The 16222-nt window shown below is 66.6% G+C and carries 11 protein-coding genes; 3 read left to right on the forward strand and 8 right to left on the reverse strand.

Annotated features, from left to right (window positions below; translation table 11 throughout):
* Nucleotides 1-18 precede the first annotated feature (18 nt).
* The 5 genes from AC0V2Y_RS20615 to AC0V2Y_RS20635 all read right to left on the reverse strand — a co-directional run bounded on the left by AC0V2Y_RS20615 (nt 19) and on the right by AC0V2Y_RS20635 (nt 5989).
* Entirely contained in the window at nt 19-1185 is a 1167-nt protein-coding gene (locus tag AC0V2Y_RS20615) for a porin (protein ID WP_475414939.1), read from the reverse strand.
* A gap of 303 nt (nt 1186-1488) precedes the next feature.
* Nucleotides 1489-1944, reverse strand: coding sequence for a homoprotocatechuate degradation operon regulator HpaR (hpaR, locus tag AC0V2Y_RS20620; protein ID WP_227741981.1), 456 nt, complete (start codon nt 1942-1944; stop codon nt 1489-1491).
* 86 nt (nt 1945-2030) lie between these two features.
* The gene (locus tag AC0V2Y_RS20625; RefSeq protein ID WP_475414938.1) at nt 2031-3008 is read right to left on the reverse strand and encodes a DMT family transporter; all 978 of its coding nucleotides are present in this window, start codon (nt 3006-3008) and stop codon (nt 2031-2033) included.
* A gap of 66 nt (nt 3009-3074) precedes the next feature.
* The gene (locus AC0V2Y_RS20630; protein ID WP_475414937.1) at nt 3075-4883 is read right to left on the reverse strand and encodes a DUF885 domain-containing protein; all 1809 of its coding nucleotides are present in this window, start codon (nt 4881-4883) and stop codon (nt 3075-3077) included.
* Between the two features lie 71 nt (nt 4884-4954).
* The gene (locus AC0V2Y_RS20635) at nt 4955-5989 is read right to left on the reverse strand and encodes a LacI family DNA-binding transcriptional regulator (RefSeq protein WP_475414936.1); all 1035 of its coding nucleotides are present in this window, start codon (nt 5987-5989) and stop codon (nt 4955-4957) included.
* A gap of 104 nt (nt 5990-6093) precedes the next feature.
* Between AC0V2Y_RS20635 and AC0V2Y_RS20640 the strand changes: the two genes are divergently transcribed.
* Together AC0V2Y_RS20640 and AC0V2Y_RS20645 are read left to right on the forward strand one after the other, a co-directional pair.
* Nucleotides 6094-7287: a phytanoyl-CoA dioxygenase family protein gene (locus tag AC0V2Y_RS20640; protein WP_475414935.1), complete on the forward strand. Its 1194-nt coding sequence runs from the start codon at nt 6094-6096 to the stop codon at nt 7285-7287.
* A 31-nt stretch (nt 7288-7318) separates the two neighbouring features.
* Complete coding sequence (locus AC0V2Y_RS20645) at nt 7319-8437, forward strand: Gfo/Idh/MocA family protein (protein ID WP_475414934.1); 1119 nt, start codon at nt 7319-7321, stop codon at nt 8435-8437.
* A gap of 120 nt (nt 8438-8557) precedes the next feature.
* Here AC0V2Y_RS20645 and AC0V2Y_RS20650 read toward each other — a convergent pair whose 3' ends face one another.
* Nucleotides 8558-10570, reverse strand: coding sequence for a glycoside hydrolase family 3 protein (locus AC0V2Y_RS20650; protein WP_475418116.1), 2013 nt, complete (start codon nt 10568-10570; stop codon nt 8558-8560).
* Between the two features lie 226 nt (nt 10571-10796).
* Between AC0V2Y_RS20650 and AC0V2Y_RS20655 the strand changes: the two genes are divergently transcribed.
* On the forward strand, nt 10797-11834 hold the full coding sequence (locus AC0V2Y_RS20655; protein ID WP_475414933.1) for a helix-turn-helix transcriptional regulator: 1038 nt from the start codon (nt 10797-10799) through the stop codon (nt 11832-11834).
* A gap of 120 nt (nt 11835-11954) precedes the next feature.
* Here the strand turns inward: AC0V2Y_RS20655 and AC0V2Y_RS20660 are convergent, their stop codons facing one another.
* Complete coding sequence (locus tag AC0V2Y_RS20660; RefSeq protein ID WP_475414932.1) at nt 11955-15056, reverse strand: efflux RND transporter permease subunit; 3102 nt, start codon at nt 15054-15056, stop codon at nt 11955-11957.
* Nucleotides 15053-16159, reverse strand: a complete 1107-nt coding sequence (locus tag AC0V2Y_RS20665; RefSeq protein WP_475414931.1) for an efflux RND transporter periplasmic adaptor subunit — start codon at nt 16157-16159, stop codon at nt 15053-15055. The genes AC0V2Y_RS20660 and AC0V2Y_RS20665 overlap by 4 nt, the downstream gene beginning before the upstream one ends.
* Between the last annotated feature and the right edge of the window lie 63 nt (nt 16160-16222).

Here is a 16222-nt window from a genome sequence, read left to right on the forward strand (position 1 = left end):
CGTGAGTTCAGCAACCGTTCAGAAAGAATGCTTGAGACCGACCATCACCACCGTCTGGCCGCCGTTCGACGACGGCGTGCCGTTTTGCGAATCGCCGACCGAGGCGACGGCGTCGACGATGGCGCCGTTCTGGCCCAGGGTCTGGCCGCGCGCCAGCTGGCGCGCTTCGATCAGGTAGATCGCCGTGCGCTTGGACAGCGCATAATTCTGTTCGAACGACAGCTGGCGGTAGCGCGCGCGGTCCGACACGCCGTTGGCGCGGCTGGCGTAGGTGTCGCTGTAGCCGGCGCTCAGGAACCACTGCGGCGTCCACTGGTAGCTGGCGATCAGGCCGGCCGTGTTGAAGATGGCCGTGTCGCGGAACGTGGAATGGCTGCCCGCCTGGTATTGCACGTTGCTGGCGTTGGCGCCCACCATCCACTTGCCCATGGTGTAGCGGGCGCTGGCGGCGATGAATTCGATGCTGTCGGCCGAGGCGTAGCCCTGGTTGATGGCCGAGATGCCGAAGCTGGCCGAAGCCTTGTCGCTCCAGCCAGTACCGTTTTGGCCATTTTTCAGTTTCAGGTAGCCGAGCGCGAATTCCGCCGGCGAGGTGCTGTACTTGACGGCGGCGCTGAAGCTGCTGCCCGCGGCATTGCCGTCGGCCGCTTCGCCGAAGCCGTATTGCGCGCTCGCTTGCAGGCCGCGCCACGCGGGCATGCTGTAGGTCAGGGAATTGCTGATGCGCACGGTCGTATCGAGGCCGTCGATATCGCCCGGGTGTGCGCCGGTGGCGCCCGTCAAGACGTTGCTCGATGCCAGCGAACCCACGAGCAGGTAGTACGGCGTGTACTGGCGCCCGGCCGTCAGGCTGCCGTAGGCGTTCGATTGCAAGCCCACGTAAGCCTGGCGGTTGAACAGGGCGCTGGCCGAACTTTGCGCGCCCGTATCGCTTTCAAAGCCGTTTTCCAGCAGAAACAGCGCCTTCAGGTCGCCGCCCAGGTCTTCCACGCCCTGGAAACCGATTTTGCTGGCGGACAAGTTACCGCTGCGCATGTAGGTGTTCGAATTGCCGCCCTGGTTGCTCGCGTACGCGGTGGCCGCGTCGACCACGCCGTAGATGGTGACATTGCTTTGGGCGCAAACGTTTGCGCCGATGAGCGTGGAGACGGCCAGCGCCGCGGCGCGCATGCATGGTGTGTTCATTTTTTTCCTGACTTTCCTGTTTTATCTGGCGAAATACGGGCGTGGCGCCGCGCTGCAGCCCCTCCATTGAGAGGGGCATCCGCTGTTCTTCTTGATCTGGATCAAGTGAGGCAAATTATACGCTTATTTACTCACATGTAAGTGATTGACTGTAAGGCGTAGTCTTATAGCAAAACTGACAGAGGTGCGGGCACAAGCCCGGCAGGATGCGGCAATGCGTGGAACGGGCATGACAAAAGCAGCGGCGGCGCGTGTCGAAAAACACGCGCCCGATGGATGCTCAGGCAAGGAAAAGCTCGGAGTTCAGCGCAGGATGGCGGGCGCCACCGGCAGGGTTTCCAGGGCAATGAAGGCTTCCAGCGCGCGGCGCATGTCTTCGAACACCTGCTTGCCGTACGCTTCTTCCAGGTGGGCATATTGCAGGTCGATCAGCTTGCCCATCTGCAGCAGCAGGCTGGCGCCCGCTTCCGACAGGTGCACCTTGCGGCGACGCTGGTCGCCTTCGAACTTGCTGCGTCCGATCAGGCCGATTTCTTCCATGCGCGCCAGGATGCCGCTCATGCTGGGACTGGAAATCTGGCAGATCTCGCACAGCTCGCGCGGTTCCAGGGTGGGGCTTTCGTTCAGCGCGCGCATGATGCGCCACTGCTGCTCCGTCACGCCGAAGTGATTGAGGATGGGGCGAAAATGCTGGAGCAGGCTGTCGCGCGCCTTCAGCAGCAGTTGCGGCATGTTCGGATAACGGATCGGTAGCTGCAAGCGGAACTCCCTCGGTGGCCGGCAAATGAGCGTCATTATACGGCCGGCCCAGGGCAAACGGCGGACTGGCAACGATGTATTTTTCGCTACGTCCGCCCTGCCCCACGCCCGTCTCCCCGCCCCTCTGCCTCCTCGTGCGCATGCCGCTGCACGGACCACAGCACGCCCGCCGTCAGCAGCAACATCGCCGCCCACTCCAGCGGGCGCGGCATGCGCTGCGCGTAGACGAAGCCGTACAGCAGCGCGAACAGGGTCTCCGACAGGATCAGCTGGCCCGACAAGGTGACGGGCACCCGGCGCGACGCCAGATTCCACAGGTAGTTGCCGATCACGGAAGCGCCCAGCGCCAGCAGCAGGCACACAAGCCAGAAGCGGGGCCAGTCGCGCGCAGGACTGCCATCGGCTCCACCCGCCAGCTGCAGCGCCAGCATCACGGCGCCCACGACCAGCGCGATGACGCCGCTGGCCAAGCCATACAGCATGGCCCATTCCGCGGCGCTGACATGCGCATGGCGCTTGAGGAAGCGGGCATTGTCGAGCGCATACCAGGTCCAGCACGCGAGCGCGCCGATGGCGCACAGCACGCCCGCCAGCCTGTGCGCCAGGCTTGCGCCGTCCGCGCCCGCGCCGCCTGCATGGCTGAAGATATCGACATTGATGCAGGCGATGCCCGCGGCCACCACCAGCAGCGGCAGGGCCAGGCGGCGCAAGGGCGGCGCGCCGTGGTCCTTGTGGCCGAACAGCGTCACGCTCAGGGGCAACAAACCAATGATCAGCGAGGTGGGCGCCACGCCGGCCAGCTTGACGCCATACGCCAGCAGCAGGTAATACTCGACGTTGCCCGCCAGCGCCTGGCGCAGCATGGCCAGCCAGTCGCCGCGCCGCAGCCGCCGCAGCAGGGGCAGGAGGCGCGGCAGCATCAGGCCGGCCGCCAGCGCGCCATAGCAAATGTAGCGGCCCACCATCAGCTCGGCCGGAGAAAAATCCGGCAGCAAGACGGGCACAATGAAAACGGCGCCCCAGAAGGCGCCGGCCAGCAAACCAGATACAATCCCACGCCACATGCAGCCACACCCGCGTCATCACTCGAGGACGCCAGTATAGGGTATGCGGCGCGGAGTCGCCCGCCATCAGCCCCTGGCTTTTCTCTGCCCGGGGATGAAGTGTTCGCGCACGGCCTTGGCCAGCAAGTCCGGCGGCAGCAAGCCCTGTCCCAGCAGGAAGTTGTTGAAGGCCAGGCGGTCGAATTGGTCTCCCAGCGCCAGCTCCGTTTCCGCGCGCAGCTGCAGGATGCGCGTATAGCCATAGAAATAACTGCCCGCCTGGCCCGGCGCATTGAAGGTGTAGCGGTCCAGCTCCTGGCGCGCCATCGGTTTCGACAGCATCACTTCTTCCGTCAGGATGCGCCCCGCCTCTTCGCGCGTGACTTGCCCCAGGTTCAGCATCGGGTCGAGCATGGCGCGCGCCGCGCGCAGCATGCGGAACTGCAGCGCGATGAACTGGCCCTCGGCCGGCTCGTACGGGATCATTTCCGCTTCCGCGTACAACGCCCAGCCTTCCACGTTGACGCTGTTGAACGCATACAGGCTGCGCGCCTGCGATACGCCCCGCTCCACCATGGCGCTGAACTGCAGTTCGTGGCCGGGGCGGCCCTCGTGCGCGCTCAGGGTCCAGGCCGCGCCCGCGAAGTTGAAATCGTCATACGCCTCGCCCTTGCCGCTGGCGGCCGGATTGCTGACGGGGAGGACGAACTGGCCATGCTCTCCCGTATTGCCGATCAGCGGAGGCGGACGCATATGCGGCGCCGGCTGGGCCGCCGATTCGGCATCCGATGCCAGGCGCATGGTCATGGCGCGCTGCGGCACGTCGACGACGCGCTGCGCGCGGATGCGTTCTTCCAGCTGGGTATTGACGCCCTTGTAGTGCGCTTCGAGCTGCGCGTTCGGGATGGAATCGCTCTTCAGCGCGCGCAGCACCTGGCGGTAGTCCGTGCCGTCGACGCCCTTCAAGGCCAGCTTGGCCGCCACCACGGGCGCCTGCGCCTGCATGGCGGCGCGCGTTTCCAGGTAGGCCACCTGCGCCCGCTCGACCAGCGCGCGCGGCTCGATGTCGATACCCACCTGTTTCAGGCGAAACGCGTACAGCTCGGGCGCCATGCGGAAATCCGTGCGCGACAGAGGCAGCACCACCTGCTTTTCCCACGCCGCATATTCGTTCAGCTGCTGCTCCATGGCGGCCAGCGCGGGTTCGGCGCCTGCGATCTTCATGTCGGCGAACAGCTTGCGGATGCCGGCGATATACGTCGGCACGTTTTCCAGCGACTGCTCCACCTGCAGGCGCACGGGACCGGCCAGGCCGGGCGTGCCGATCTTTTCCGTGAAGCGCGCCTTCGCCTGCTGCGTGATCGGCGTGCTGCCCGGAAACTGGCCTACATAGCGCTGCAGGCGCTCCAGCGCCTTGGCACGGCGCGCGGCCGGACGCTGTTCCTGCAGCAGGCTTTGCATGCTGCCAAAGACCATCTGCGGCACGTCGATCCACGGCAAGGCGTACCTGGCTTCCAGCTCGGTGCCGGCAATTTCCTGGTCGACGGCGCCGATCAGGATTTCCAGGTCCTGGCGTATGCGTTCGTCGCGTTCCAGTTCCAGCTTTTGCTGCAATTGCGCGCGCGCCTTCCGCATGGCCGCCACCTGGCGCCCGGTGATGTCCGGCCCCAGGTCGGCGGCCAGGCCGTCGTACTGGGCCAGGCCCCTGTCGGAAGCGTCTTCGGGCGAGAACTGCGCCTGCGCCGCCAGCACGATGGCCGCGTTGCGGTTGCTCGCTTCAACCCAGGCCGATGAAGCGCCGGCAGTTGCAGGGACGGCGGCCATGGCGGGCATGGTAAACGCGATGGAGAGTGCGGCTACCAGCACGGTCTTGCACAATTGCGGAGTGACGGACATCGGGGGATTCCTTCCTGAGGTGAACGATGAGCGAAGCGGCGAGTATCGGCCAGCCTCGCATGCCTGTCAATTCAGCCGTTCAGGGCGGGCAGGTTCCACGGCGTGACGATCTGGATGGCGGACAGTGACGGCGATTGCGCCAGGGCCGGCAGCGCGCCCTGTGCCCGCAGGATTTCCTGGCACGCACGGCGCATGTCCTGCCCCAGGTCGTGGTGCAGCACGGCCTGGATGGCGCCCGACTTGAGCAGCGCCACATTGTCCGCATCGAGGTCGTGGCCAATGAAGACCTGGCAGCGCCGGCCCGCCTGGGCGAACGCCTGCACGATGGCGGCATTGCCGCCGCCGATGGAATACACGGCGGCGATGGCCGGATGATCTGCCAGGGCTTGACGCACCAGCGCCCCCGTGGCGCCGTCGATGCCGTGGCCCTCGCTCACCTCGACGATGGACAAGTGGCGGTGCCGTTCGCGCAGCGCGCGGCGAAAGCCGATCTCGCGCTCTTCCTCGCCATGAAAGCGGTTGCTGCTCAGGGTCACCAGCACCTGCTGCTTTTTCCGGCTGCCCAGCCATTGGCCGACCAGGCAGGCGGCCGTCTCCCCCGCCGCGCGGTTATCCATGCCCACGTAGCCGCGGCGCGCGGAGCCTGGCAAGTCCGTCACCAGGGTCACGACGGGAATGCCGGCCGCCGCCAGCCGGTCCACCGCCTCGGCCACCGGCGGCAAGTCCGGCGCTTTCAGCAGCACGCCGTGGCTGCCGTTCTTGCGGATGCGTTCGAGCAGTTCGACGATGCCGTCCACGTCCAGGGTTTCATGCAGGTGAAAGCGCGAGCGCAGCACGGCCGGATGCAAGGACGGCAGCTCCGCCTCCAGCGCGGCGCGCACGGCGTCCGTGAAGCGGCGCGGCGCCACCATCAGCACGTCGAGCATGAATTTTCTGCCGGCCAGGCCCACCTGCGTGCTTTGCCGCGCCAGTTCGTCGAGCGCCTGCATCACGCGGCGCACGGTATTGGCGTGGACGCCGCCGCGCTGCTTGATCACGCGGTCGACCGTGGCCACGCTGACGCCGGCCTGCAGCGCCACGACCTTGACGGGAAAAGGATGCGTCATGCGATATCCAATCCAGATTGATGGTTTTTTGATGGATTTCCTGATGAAAAATGCGGATTTTCATCCCTATACTGATTCTACAACTTAAACAACGGAGACACCGCATGCCCACCACAGACGCCGGCGCAGCGCCGCCCAGCCCCTTCTGGCTGGCATCAGAAAACTGCGATCTGCAAGACTTCATCGCCACCGTCAGCCAACGCACGGCGCCGGCCGACTATCCCCACGCCGCCGCGGTGGAAGAAAACATTCTCGTCTACGACTGCGACCGGGTGCGCGCGCTGGCCGGCAAGCCGGTGGCGTTGCGCGCGCTGCAGGCCGAATGGGGCCAGGCGCTGATGGACGGTCCCGGCGTCATCGTGCTGCAACGCGCCGTCGCCGACATGGAATGCCTGGAACAGGTGAACCGCGTGTTTCAGGCGCTGATCGCCGAACAGCACGCGAGCGGCCAGGCGGCTGGCGACCATTTTGCCAAGGCCGGTGCGAATGACCGCATCTGGAATGCCCAGCAAAAGCTGTGTCTGCGCGCGCCGGAAGCGTTCGCGCGCTATTACGCCAACCCCGTCTTCGCGTGGATAGCCGAGGCCTGGCTCGGTCCCGCCTACCAGATGACGGCGCAAGTGAACGTCGTCAACCCGGGCGGAGCGGCCCAGGCGCCGCACCGCGACTACCACCTGGGCTTCCAGAGCGCGGCCAGCTGCGCCGCCTATCCCGCGCCCGTGCACCAGATGTCCGCCCTGCTGACACTGCAGGGCGCCGTCGCCCATTGCGACATGCCGCTGGCCTCCGGTCCCACCCTGTACCTGCCCGGGTCGCAGCGCTACCGCGCCGGTTTTCTCGCCTGGCAGCAGCGGCCGTTCCGCGACTATTTCGCCCGGCATTGCGTGCAGCTGCCCCTGTCCAAAGGCGATGCCGTGTTCTTCAACCCCGCCCTGTTCCATGCGGCCGGGCATAACCGCTCGCCCGACATCCGCCGCATGGCCAACCTGCTGCAAGTGTCGTCGCCGTTCGGGCGCGCCATGGAAGCGCTGGACCGCCGCGCCATGAGCGCCGCGCTGTATCCGGCGCTGCAGGCGCTGCGCGCGCAGGGTGCCCTCAATGACGCTGGCGTGCGCCACGCGGTGGCCGCCTGCGCCGAAGGCTATGCCTTCCCCAGCAACCTCGACCGCGACCAGCCCATCGCCGGGATGGCGCCGCCCACGCAGCAGCAGATCATGCACGCAGCGCTGGCGCAGGACTGGCCAGCCGCGCGCTTTATCGACGCCCTGGACAGCCACGCATGGCGCCAGCAAGCCTGACCCCTTACCGCGATACACTCGGAGACTCCGTATGCAAGACATCCACATCGGCCTGATCGGCGCCGGCTACATGGGCAAGGCCCACACCATCGCCTACAAGGCCGTGCGCAGCATTTTTCACACGGCGCTGAACCCCGTGTGCGCCTGCATCGCCACCAGCAGCGAACAGAGTGCGGCGCGCAGCGCGCAGGAACTGGGCTGGAACCGCTCCACGGGCGACTGGCGCGTGCTGCTCAACGATCCCGCCATCGACGCCGTCATCGTCGCCACGCCGCCGGCCACGCACAAGGACATCGTGCTGGCGGCGCTGGCCCTGGGCAAGCCCGTATTCTGCGAAAAACCGCTGGGCATGACGGCCGCCGAATCGCTGCAGCTGGCGCAGGCGGCCGAAGCGGCGGGCGTGGCCAATATGGTCGGCTATAACTACATCCGCACGCCCGCCAGCCAGCTGGCGCGGCAGATCATCGCATCGGGAGAGATCGGCGAGATCATCCACGTCGCCGCCGAACACGTGGAAGACTACCTGCACGACCCGCGCGCACCGGCATCCTGGCGCACGCGCGAGGCGACGGCGACGCGCGCCGGTGCGCTGGCCGACGTGGGCTCGCACCTGCTCAACCTGGCCCTGCGCCTGGGCGGTCCCGTCGACGCGCTGGTGGCCGACATGAACACCGTGCACGCGCAGCGGCAAGGCCCGCACGGCATGGAAGCGGTGGAAAACGACGACCAGGGGAATGTGATGCTGCGCTTTGCCAGCGGCGCGCTCGGCGCCCTCACCTTCAGCCGCGTGGCGGCCGGGCGCAAGATGGGTTACACCTACCGCATCACGGGGACCAAAGGCGCGATCGCCTTCGACCAGGAAGACCAGAATGCGCTGTGGCTGTACGATGCCGGTCGCCCGGCGCAGCGCCAGGGTTTCCAGCGCCTGCTGATGGGGCCCGCCCACCCCGACTACCTGGCGTTCAGCCAGGGCGCGGGGCACGGCACGGGGTACAACGAGCAGATCGTCATCGAAGCGCGCGATTTTCTGCAGGCCATCGCCAGCGGCCAGCCGGTCTGGCCCACCTTCCGCGACGGCTACGAGGTGGACCGGCTGATCGATGCCGCGCTGCGCTCCGTGCAAGAGCGCAGCTGGATTACCCTGCGCTGAACACCTATCAAAACCTACTGCGCGTCGTGATTTACGGCCTCCGATGCTCACTGTACCTTCGTACAGTTGCGCTTCTCGACCGCAACTCACTTCCGCTCGCTACGGTTTTGTTAGGCGTTGTTAGTAAGCCAGGCCGTAACCGAACTTGTACAGCGGATGGGCCGTGTCATACGGCACGTCCGATTTCTGCACCTGCACTTCGGCCATCGACGACGGCAGCTCGAACGGCAGCTTGCCTTGCGGCTTGGCCTTGCCCGTCAGGACATCGAACAGCGCGCCGTCGCTGACGCCGAAGTTGGCGAGGATGGCGCTGGCCTTGTCCTGCACGTTGCCGAGGATGGCCGGACGGTCCAGGTACACGGTGACCACCGTCTTCGGCGCGTATTTCGCCGCGTTCTTGATCGCCTCGTAGTCGGCATTGCCATCGACGTAATCGAGGCGGCCCTCGTGCTGCATGCTGCCGAAGATGTAGTTCGGGTGCAGGGTTTCATACGGTGCGGCCACGCGCAGCAGGGCCACGTCCGCTTCCTGCGGCGTGGCGACCACCGTGTAGCCATACTGTTTCGCCACGGCCGCATCGATGCCGTACAGGTAGACCTTCTTGACGGTGGCGGCCAGCGGCAGAACCTTGTCCTTGTTTTCCAACAGGACCAGCGAGCGGCGCTGGGCCTCCAGGCCCGCCTCGACGAATTCCGCCTTGCCCACCGTGCTGGCCGCCTTGGCCGCATCGACGAACGGATGCTCGAACAGGCCCTGCTTGAATTTCTGGATCAGGATGCGCCGCGCCGAGGCGTTGATGCGCGCCTCCGTCAACTGGCCCCGCTGCACGGCTTGCGTCAGATACGGCGCTTCCGTCACGCCCCCAAACTGGTCCATCCCCGCCGTCACGGCCTTCACGTAACGCTCGGCCTTGGTGGCGTCTTCCATGCCCCACGGGGTGCCGAAACCGATGAAGGAAGGCGCCACGCCAGGCGCCGTGCCGTTGCGGCAGTTGGCGTCGCAGTCCGACGTGATGCCCCAGTCGGACAGGATCACGCCCTCGAAGCCGTATTTGCCGCGCAGCAGATCCGTCAGCATGGTCTTGCTGAAGCCGGCCGCCACTTGCTCCAGGGTGATGCCGTCGATGGTGATATTGCCGTCCGGCAGAGCGTAGGTCGGCATGACGGAAGCCGCCTTGGCCGTAAACGCCCCTTCAAACGGCTTGACGTGGTAGGCAAAATTGTTGCCCGGGTAGGTCATGTAGCGGCCATAGTAATTGTGGCCGTCGTAGCCCTCCTTCGTGGCGCCGTAGCCGACCCAGTGCTTGACGACGGCCACCACGCTGCCGTCATGCAAGCCCGTATTGCCGTCCTGGAAACCTTCGATATAGTGCTGCACCATGCGCTTGGCCAGGTCCGCGTCTTCGCCGAAAGTGCCGTTGATGCGCGACCAGCGCGGCTCGGTGGCCAGGTCCGCCTGCGGCGACAGCGCCTGCGTGATGCCGACGGCCAGGTATTCCTGGCGCGCGATGTCGCCGAAGCGGCGCACCAGCGCATCGTCGCCGATGGCGGCCAGGCCCAGGGTTTCCGGCCACTGCGAGAAACCCTTGGTACCGGCGCTGGCGCCCACCGTGTACTGGAAATGGTGGCGCGGATCGGTGCTGATGGAGACGGGAATGCCGTGGCGCGACGTTTCGCTCAAGGCCTGCACCTTGTTGTACTGGGCCGCCATATTGGCCGTGTCGCCCGCCATGCGGGTAATGAAGGTGTTGACGTATTGCTTGACGATCAGGTCTTGCAAGGCCGCCAGGTCATATGCGCCACCCAGGCCGATGCCGGAAGGGTCGGATACGGTGGGCGCCGTGCCGTGCATCATCAGGCCCGCCTTTTCATCGAGGCTCATGCGCGACAGCAGGTCGTCGGCGCGCGCCTCGGCCGGCAGGCGCCAGTCTTCGTACGGGTCGATCTTGCCGTTGCGGTTCATGTCCTTGAAGGTATAGCCGTCGACTTTCAACTGGGTGTAGCTGGTGGCGCCGAACACGGGCTGCGTGTATCCCTCGCTGCCGGTATCGCTGTTGCCGCAGGCGGCCAGGGCAAGCGTGGCGACGCAGCCGGCGACCACGCGAGCCATCGGTTTCAAAGTGCAATTCATCATTATCTCCAAGACTGTTTTTGTAGGTATCAAGGCGCGGCAGCAAGGCCGGCCGAAAACAATATAGCGTGAGAATGCGTGAGTTTCTTGACCGCGCAGCACGCGTTTTATACCCGCGAGAACAATTTTTGGTTAGATGGCACAACAACCAACAATCTCCTACAAAGTGCTAATATTTGTGAAAAATTACTACAACAAGCAGAATACGCTGAATAAGCAGGAGACAGCCTTGCACAAACCCGACACGCGTACGGTTTCGAACCGCATCGCGCAGCAATGCGCGCGCGCCATGCAGGCCGACGGCCACGATCCCGCCGACTTTTTCCGCCAGACGGGCATCACGCCGGCGCAGCTGGACGAGCCGGGCGGCCGCATCAACGCCGAGCGGCACCGCCGCATGACGGCCTACGCCCAGCAGCTGCCGCAGCACCGTAGCCTGCTCGATCTCGACGTGACGCACTGGTTCGCGCATTACTCGGGCATCGCCCACGTCTGCTTCAACCGCCCCACCCTGCGCAGCGCGCTGCACGAGCTGCTGCACTTGCGGGGCCTGATCGGCGAATTCGACTTCATGCTGATGAGCGAGAATGGCACGCGCATCGAGATCGAATACCTGTCCGAGTTCTGCCCGGTGGGCGGCGCCATGCAGGCGCTGGCCAATTTCCGCATGCTGTCGCTGGTGGCGCGCGCCTACGACGATGGCGCGGCCACCGCCTTCCATGCCGGTTTCCAGGGCAAGGCGCCGTGGTTCGCGCCGGCCATTGCCGAGTGCTTCGGCGCCGCCGTCACCTTCGGCCAGGCGCGCAATACCCTGACCTTCGACGCGCCGGCGCTGGACCGTCCCTTCGCCCAGTTCAACGCCATGCTGGCGCCGCACGCGCTGCGGCACGCGCAGGGACAGTTGCAGCAGCTGCAGGGGGCGCAGCTGTTTTCCGCCCGCGTGGAGCAGGCCATCATCGATTTGCTGGGCCGGCAAGGCGCCGGGGATGCCGACGGCGGCGCGCTGCTGCCGGCCCTGTGCGACGGCCTGGCGATGAACCGCTGGACCTTGCAGCGCCAGCTGCAGCAGGAGCAGACCTCGTTCCGCGCGCTGGAACTGCGCGCGAAGAGCCGCGAATCGCGCCGACTGCTGCGCGAAACGAGCCTGAGCGTGGTGGAAATCGGCGAGCGCCTGGGCTTTTCCTCGCAAAGCGCGTTCACCCGCTTCTTCAAGACCCAGTTCGCGCTGCCGCCGGCGCGCTACCGGCAGGATGCGACGGGAGTTTAACAAGTCCGAAACCCAGGCTCCCCGGGCCAAGCGAGCCTGAAAAATGTCGAGGGCAAGGCGCAGCGACGCAGACAGTACGCCAGTACGGCAAGGAGCTGCAACGCCGCCATCGGCATTTTCTCAGGCCCGCGTCTCCGGCCCGCTGTTTTCAATCTTCACCACCCTTGCCTGCGGCCGTATTCTGAACCAGATCGCATACATGGCCGGCAGGAACACCAAGGTCAGCACCGTGCCGGCAAACGTGCCGCCGATCAGGGTATAGGCCAAGGTGCCCCAGAAGACCGAATGGGTCAGCGGAATAAAGGCCAGGATGGCCGCAAGCGCCGTGAGGATCACGGGACGCGCGCGCTGCACGGTCGCTTCGACCACGGCGTCGAACGGCGCCAGGCCGGCCGCCTCGTTCTGGTGGATCTGGCCGATCAGGATCAGGGTATTGCGCATCAGGATGCCCGACAGCGCGATCAGGCCGACCAGCGCATTTATGCCGAACGGCTGCTGGAACAGCAGCAAGGTGGGCACCACGCCGATCAGGCCCAACGGGCTGGTCAGGAACACCATCACCATCGCCGAGATCGAGCGCACCTGCAGGATGATCATCAGCAGGGTCAATGCCAGCATGATGGGGAACAATGGCAGCATGGCTTGCGTTGCCTTCGCCGATTCCTCGATCGAGCCGGCCTGCTCGATGCGGTAGCCGGCTGGCAGCCTGTCGATGATGGGCCGCAGCTGCGCCGTGATGGTGCCCGAGACGTCGGGCGGCTGCATGCCGTCGGCGATGTCGCTGCGCACGGTGATCGTCGGCTGGCGGTCGCGCCGGCGCATCACAGGTTCTTCCCAGCGCACCTCGACGCTGCCCACCTGCGACAGCGCGATGCGTTCGCCGTTCGCGCCGGCCAGGGTCAGGTCGGCGATGCGCGCCGGGTCCAGCCGCACGTCGCCAGCCGCGCGCGCCACCACCTGCACCGTGCGGATATCTTCGCGCACGGCGGTGACGGGCACGCCGCTGAGCAGGAACTGCAGCTGCTGCGCCACGGCGGCCGACGTCAGGCCCATCGCCTGCAAGCGCTCCTGCTGCAGGCTGAAATGCAGGGTGGGCGTGCGCGTGCCCCAGTCGGTATTGACGGTACGCATCATCGGACTGGCCTGCATCACGCGCCGCACCTCGCCGGCGATGCCGCGCAACATCTCGGGATCGGGGCCGCTGACCCGGTAGGCGACGGGAAACGGCGAATACGGGCCGAACACCAGTTGCGTGACGCGCACGCGCGCCTCCGGCGCCAGGCCGGCGGCAACGGCCACGCGCAAGCGCCGCTTGAGGCTGTCGCGCGCCTGCTGGCTATCGGTGCGCACGACGATCTTGGCAAACGAAGGATCGGGCAATTCCGGCCCCATCGCCAGATAAAAGCGCGGCGCGCCCTGGCCCACATAGGTCGTGACGATCTTCGCTTCGGGCTGGCGCGCCAGCCAGGCTTCCACTTTCGCCGCCGCGCCGCTGGTCTGTCCGATCGCGCTGCCGTAGGGCAGCTGCACCTCGATCAGCACTTCAGGGCGGTCCGAGATCGGGAAGAACTGCTTCTTGACGACTGCCATGCCCAGCACGGCCAGCACGAACAGGCCGATCACGGTGCAGAACACCAGCCATTTGCGGGCGATCACGCGCCCCAGCAGGCGGCGAAAGCGGTGGTAGCGCGGCGTGCCGTACAGCGCGTCATGGCCGCCGGCGACCTTTTTCAGCTCGGGCAGCAGCTTGACGCCCAGGTAGGGCGTAAACACCACCGCCACCACCCACGACGCGATCAGCGCGATGCCGACGATCCAGAACATATTGCTCGTGTATTCGCCGGCGCTGGAGCGGGCAAAGCCGTTGGGCATGAAGCCGACGGCCGTCACCAGGGTGCCGGCCAGCATGGGCGCGGCCGTATGGCTCCAGGCATAGGCGGAGGCGGCGATACGGCTGTAGCCCTCCTCCATTTTCACGACCATCATTTCGATGGCGATGATGGCGTCGTCCACCAGCAGGCCGAGGCCCAGGATCAGGGAGCCGAGGGTGATGCGGTCGAAGTTCTTGCCCGTCGCCGCCATCACGATGAATACCACGGCCAGGGTCAGCGGCACGGCGGCGGCCACCACGATGCCGACGCGCCAGCCCATGCTGATAAAGCACACCAGCATCACCACCAGCAGCGCGGCGAGAAACTTGAGCATGAATTCGTCGACGGCCGCACTGATATTGACGGACTGGTCGGTGACCTTGGCCAGGCTCATGCCCAGCGGCATGGCGGCACCGATGGCCGTCACCTCCCCGTCCAGCGCCTTGCCCAGGTCCAGCCCGTTCCAGCCGTCGCGCATGACCACGCCCAGCAGCAGCGCCGGCTCGCCGCCGTTGCGCACCATGAAGCTGGCCGGGTCTACCTGGCCACGGCGTACGGTGGCGATATCGGACAGGAGCAAGGTACGCCCCTGCGCCACCACAGGCGTATCGCGGATCTTTTGCAGCGCGTCGAGCGCACCGTCGAGGCGGATGGACACCTGCGGCCCGCGCGTTTCGACCGAGCCGGCCGGCGTGAGGACATTCTGGCCGTGCAGCGCCGCGAACACGTCCTGCGCCCGCACGCCCAGGGTAGCCAGACGTTCCTGCGACAACTCCACGTAGATGCGTTCGGCCTGCTCGCCGATGATATTGACCTTTTTGACGCCCGCCACGTGCAGCAGCCGCTGGCGCAAGGTTTCCGCCTCGCGCACCAGCAGGCGCTGCGGCTCGCCTTTGGCTTTCAGCGCATACAGGGCAAAGGTGACGTCGGCGTATTCGTCATTGATCATGGGACCGATCACGCCAGCCGGCAGATTGGCCGCCTCGTCGCCGGCCTTCTTGCGCGCCTGGTAGAACTCGGCCTGCACCTGGTCGGGCGGCGTGCTGTCGAGCAGGGTCAGGGTGGTAAACGCCAGGCCGGGCGTGGTATAGGTCTCGGCGCGCTCGTACCAGCGCAGCTCCTGCAGGCGCTTTTCGATCTTGTCGGCCACCTGATCCTGCATTTCGCGCGCGCTGGCGCCAGGCCAGGCGGTGACGATGGTCATCACCTTGACCGTGAAGGCCGGGTCTTCGGCGCGCCCCAGCTTGAAGAACGACAGCAGGCCGGCCAGCGAAATGAGACAGATCAGGAACAGGGTGACGGAACGCTCGCGCACGGCCAGCGCCGACAGGTTGAAGCCCGCCGCGCTCATGGATGCGCTCCCGCGCCGGCGGCCGCTGGTGCCGGTTCGACCCTGACCCGCTCTCCCTGGTGCAGCAGATGGGCGCCCAGCGCGACGATGCGCTCACCCGCCTTCAGACCGCTGACGTCGGCGCCGTCGTCGTGCAGCCCCTGCACCTTCACGGGCCGCCAGGCCACTTGCGCCGGCGCACCGGCGATCACCCACACGCCCGGCCCCTTGCCCGCATCGTGCAGAGCCGCCAGCGGCACTTGCACGGTGCCGCTGGCGGCAAGCGCGCCGGGCAGGCGCAGGGTGACGGTGGCGCCCAGCGGCGCGTTTGAGAGCGCCGCGTCGAGCACATAGCGCGCCTCGAAGGTACGCGTTTGCCGGTCCGCCGTCTGCGCCAGCTGGCGCAAGGTGGCCGGCACGCTGGCGCCCGGCCTGCCGAACAGGATGGCCTGGCCCGTGGAGCCGAGCGCGGGACGCACGGTTTCCGGCAGCTGGATCGCCGCTTCGCGCCGGCCGTCATGGGCCAGGCGCACCACCACCTGCCCGGCCGCGACCACCTGGCCCGGTTCGGCCAGGGTGTCCATCACGACGCCGTCGGCGTCGGCCAGCAGCAGCGCGTACTGCAGCGCATTGCGCGCCACCCCGGCCAGGGCTTCGGACGCTTTCAATTGGGCGCCGGCCGCGTCAGCCGCCGCCTTCACCTGGTCGTAATTGGATGCCGAGATGGCGCCGGTGCCGCGCAAGTCACGGTAGCGCGCTTCCTCGTCCGCCGCCTGGCGCGCGCGGGCGCGGTCGGCCGTGACGGACTCCTGCCGCGCCTGCGCCAGCAGTTGCAGGTCGTCGGCGTCGAGGCGCATCAATGGCTGGCCACGGCGCACGGCCTGGCCGGCGTCGACCAGCCGTTCGCGCACCTTGCCGGCCACGCGAAAACCGAGGTCGCTTTGCACGCGCGGCGCGACCACGCCCGTGAAGCTGCGCGTACCCGCTTCGGCACCCTGCACCGGGACGGCGCGCACCAGCGGCACGGCGGTGCGCGGATCGGCCTGCGCCTTGTCGGCGCAGGCACTCATGGCCAGGGGCAAGGTGGAGATGACTACAGATGAAGCGAGGCGGCGCCAGCGCATAAGAATCCCATGAATGAGTGATCAGGATTCTCATTCTGGTACCAGTGACCAAATAAGTCAACA

It is taken from the genome of Janthinobacterium sp. BHSEK (assembly GCF_056174685.1).

Bases quoted from the DNA above. Each gene is read 5' to 3' on its own strand.
- AC0V2Y_RS20630 (WP_475414937.1), bottom strand. From the start codon at position 4,883: ATGTCCGTCACTCCGCAATTGTGCAAGACCGTGCTGGTAGCCGCACTC.
- AC0V2Y_RS20640 (WP_475414935.1), top strand. From the start codon at position 6,094: ATGCCCACCACAGACGCCGGCGCAGCGCCGCCCAGCCCCTTCTGGCTG.
- AC0V2Y_RS20645 (WP_475414934.1), top strand. From the start codon at position 7,319: ATGCAAGACATCCACATCGGCCTGATCGGCGCCGGCTACATGGGCAAG.
- AC0V2Y_RS20650 (WP_475418116.1), bottom strand. From the start codon at position 10,570: ATGATGAATTGCACTTTGAAACCGATGGCTCGCGTGGTCGCCGGCTGC.
- AC0V2Y_RS20660 (WP_475414932.1), bottom strand. From the start codon at position 15,056: ATGAGCGCGGCGGGCTTCAACCTGTCGGCGCTGGCCGTGCGCGAGCGT.
- AC0V2Y_RS20635 (WP_475414936.1), bottom strand. From the start codon at position 5,989: ATGACGCATCCTTTTCCCGTCAAGGTCGTGGCGCTGCAGGCCGGCGTC.
- AC0V2Y_RS20665 (WP_475414931.1), bottom strand. From the start codon at position 16,159: ATGCGCTGGCGCCGCCTCGCTTCATCTGTAGTCATCTCCACCTTGCCC.
- AC0V2Y_RS20625 (WP_475414938.1), bottom strand. From the start codon at position 3,008: ATGTGGCGTGGGATTGTATCTGGTTTGCTGGCCGGCGCCTTCTGGGGC.
- AC0V2Y_RS20615 (WP_475414939.1), bottom strand. From the start codon at position 1,185: ATGAACACACCATGCATGCGCGCCGCGGCGCTGGCCGTCTCCACGCTC.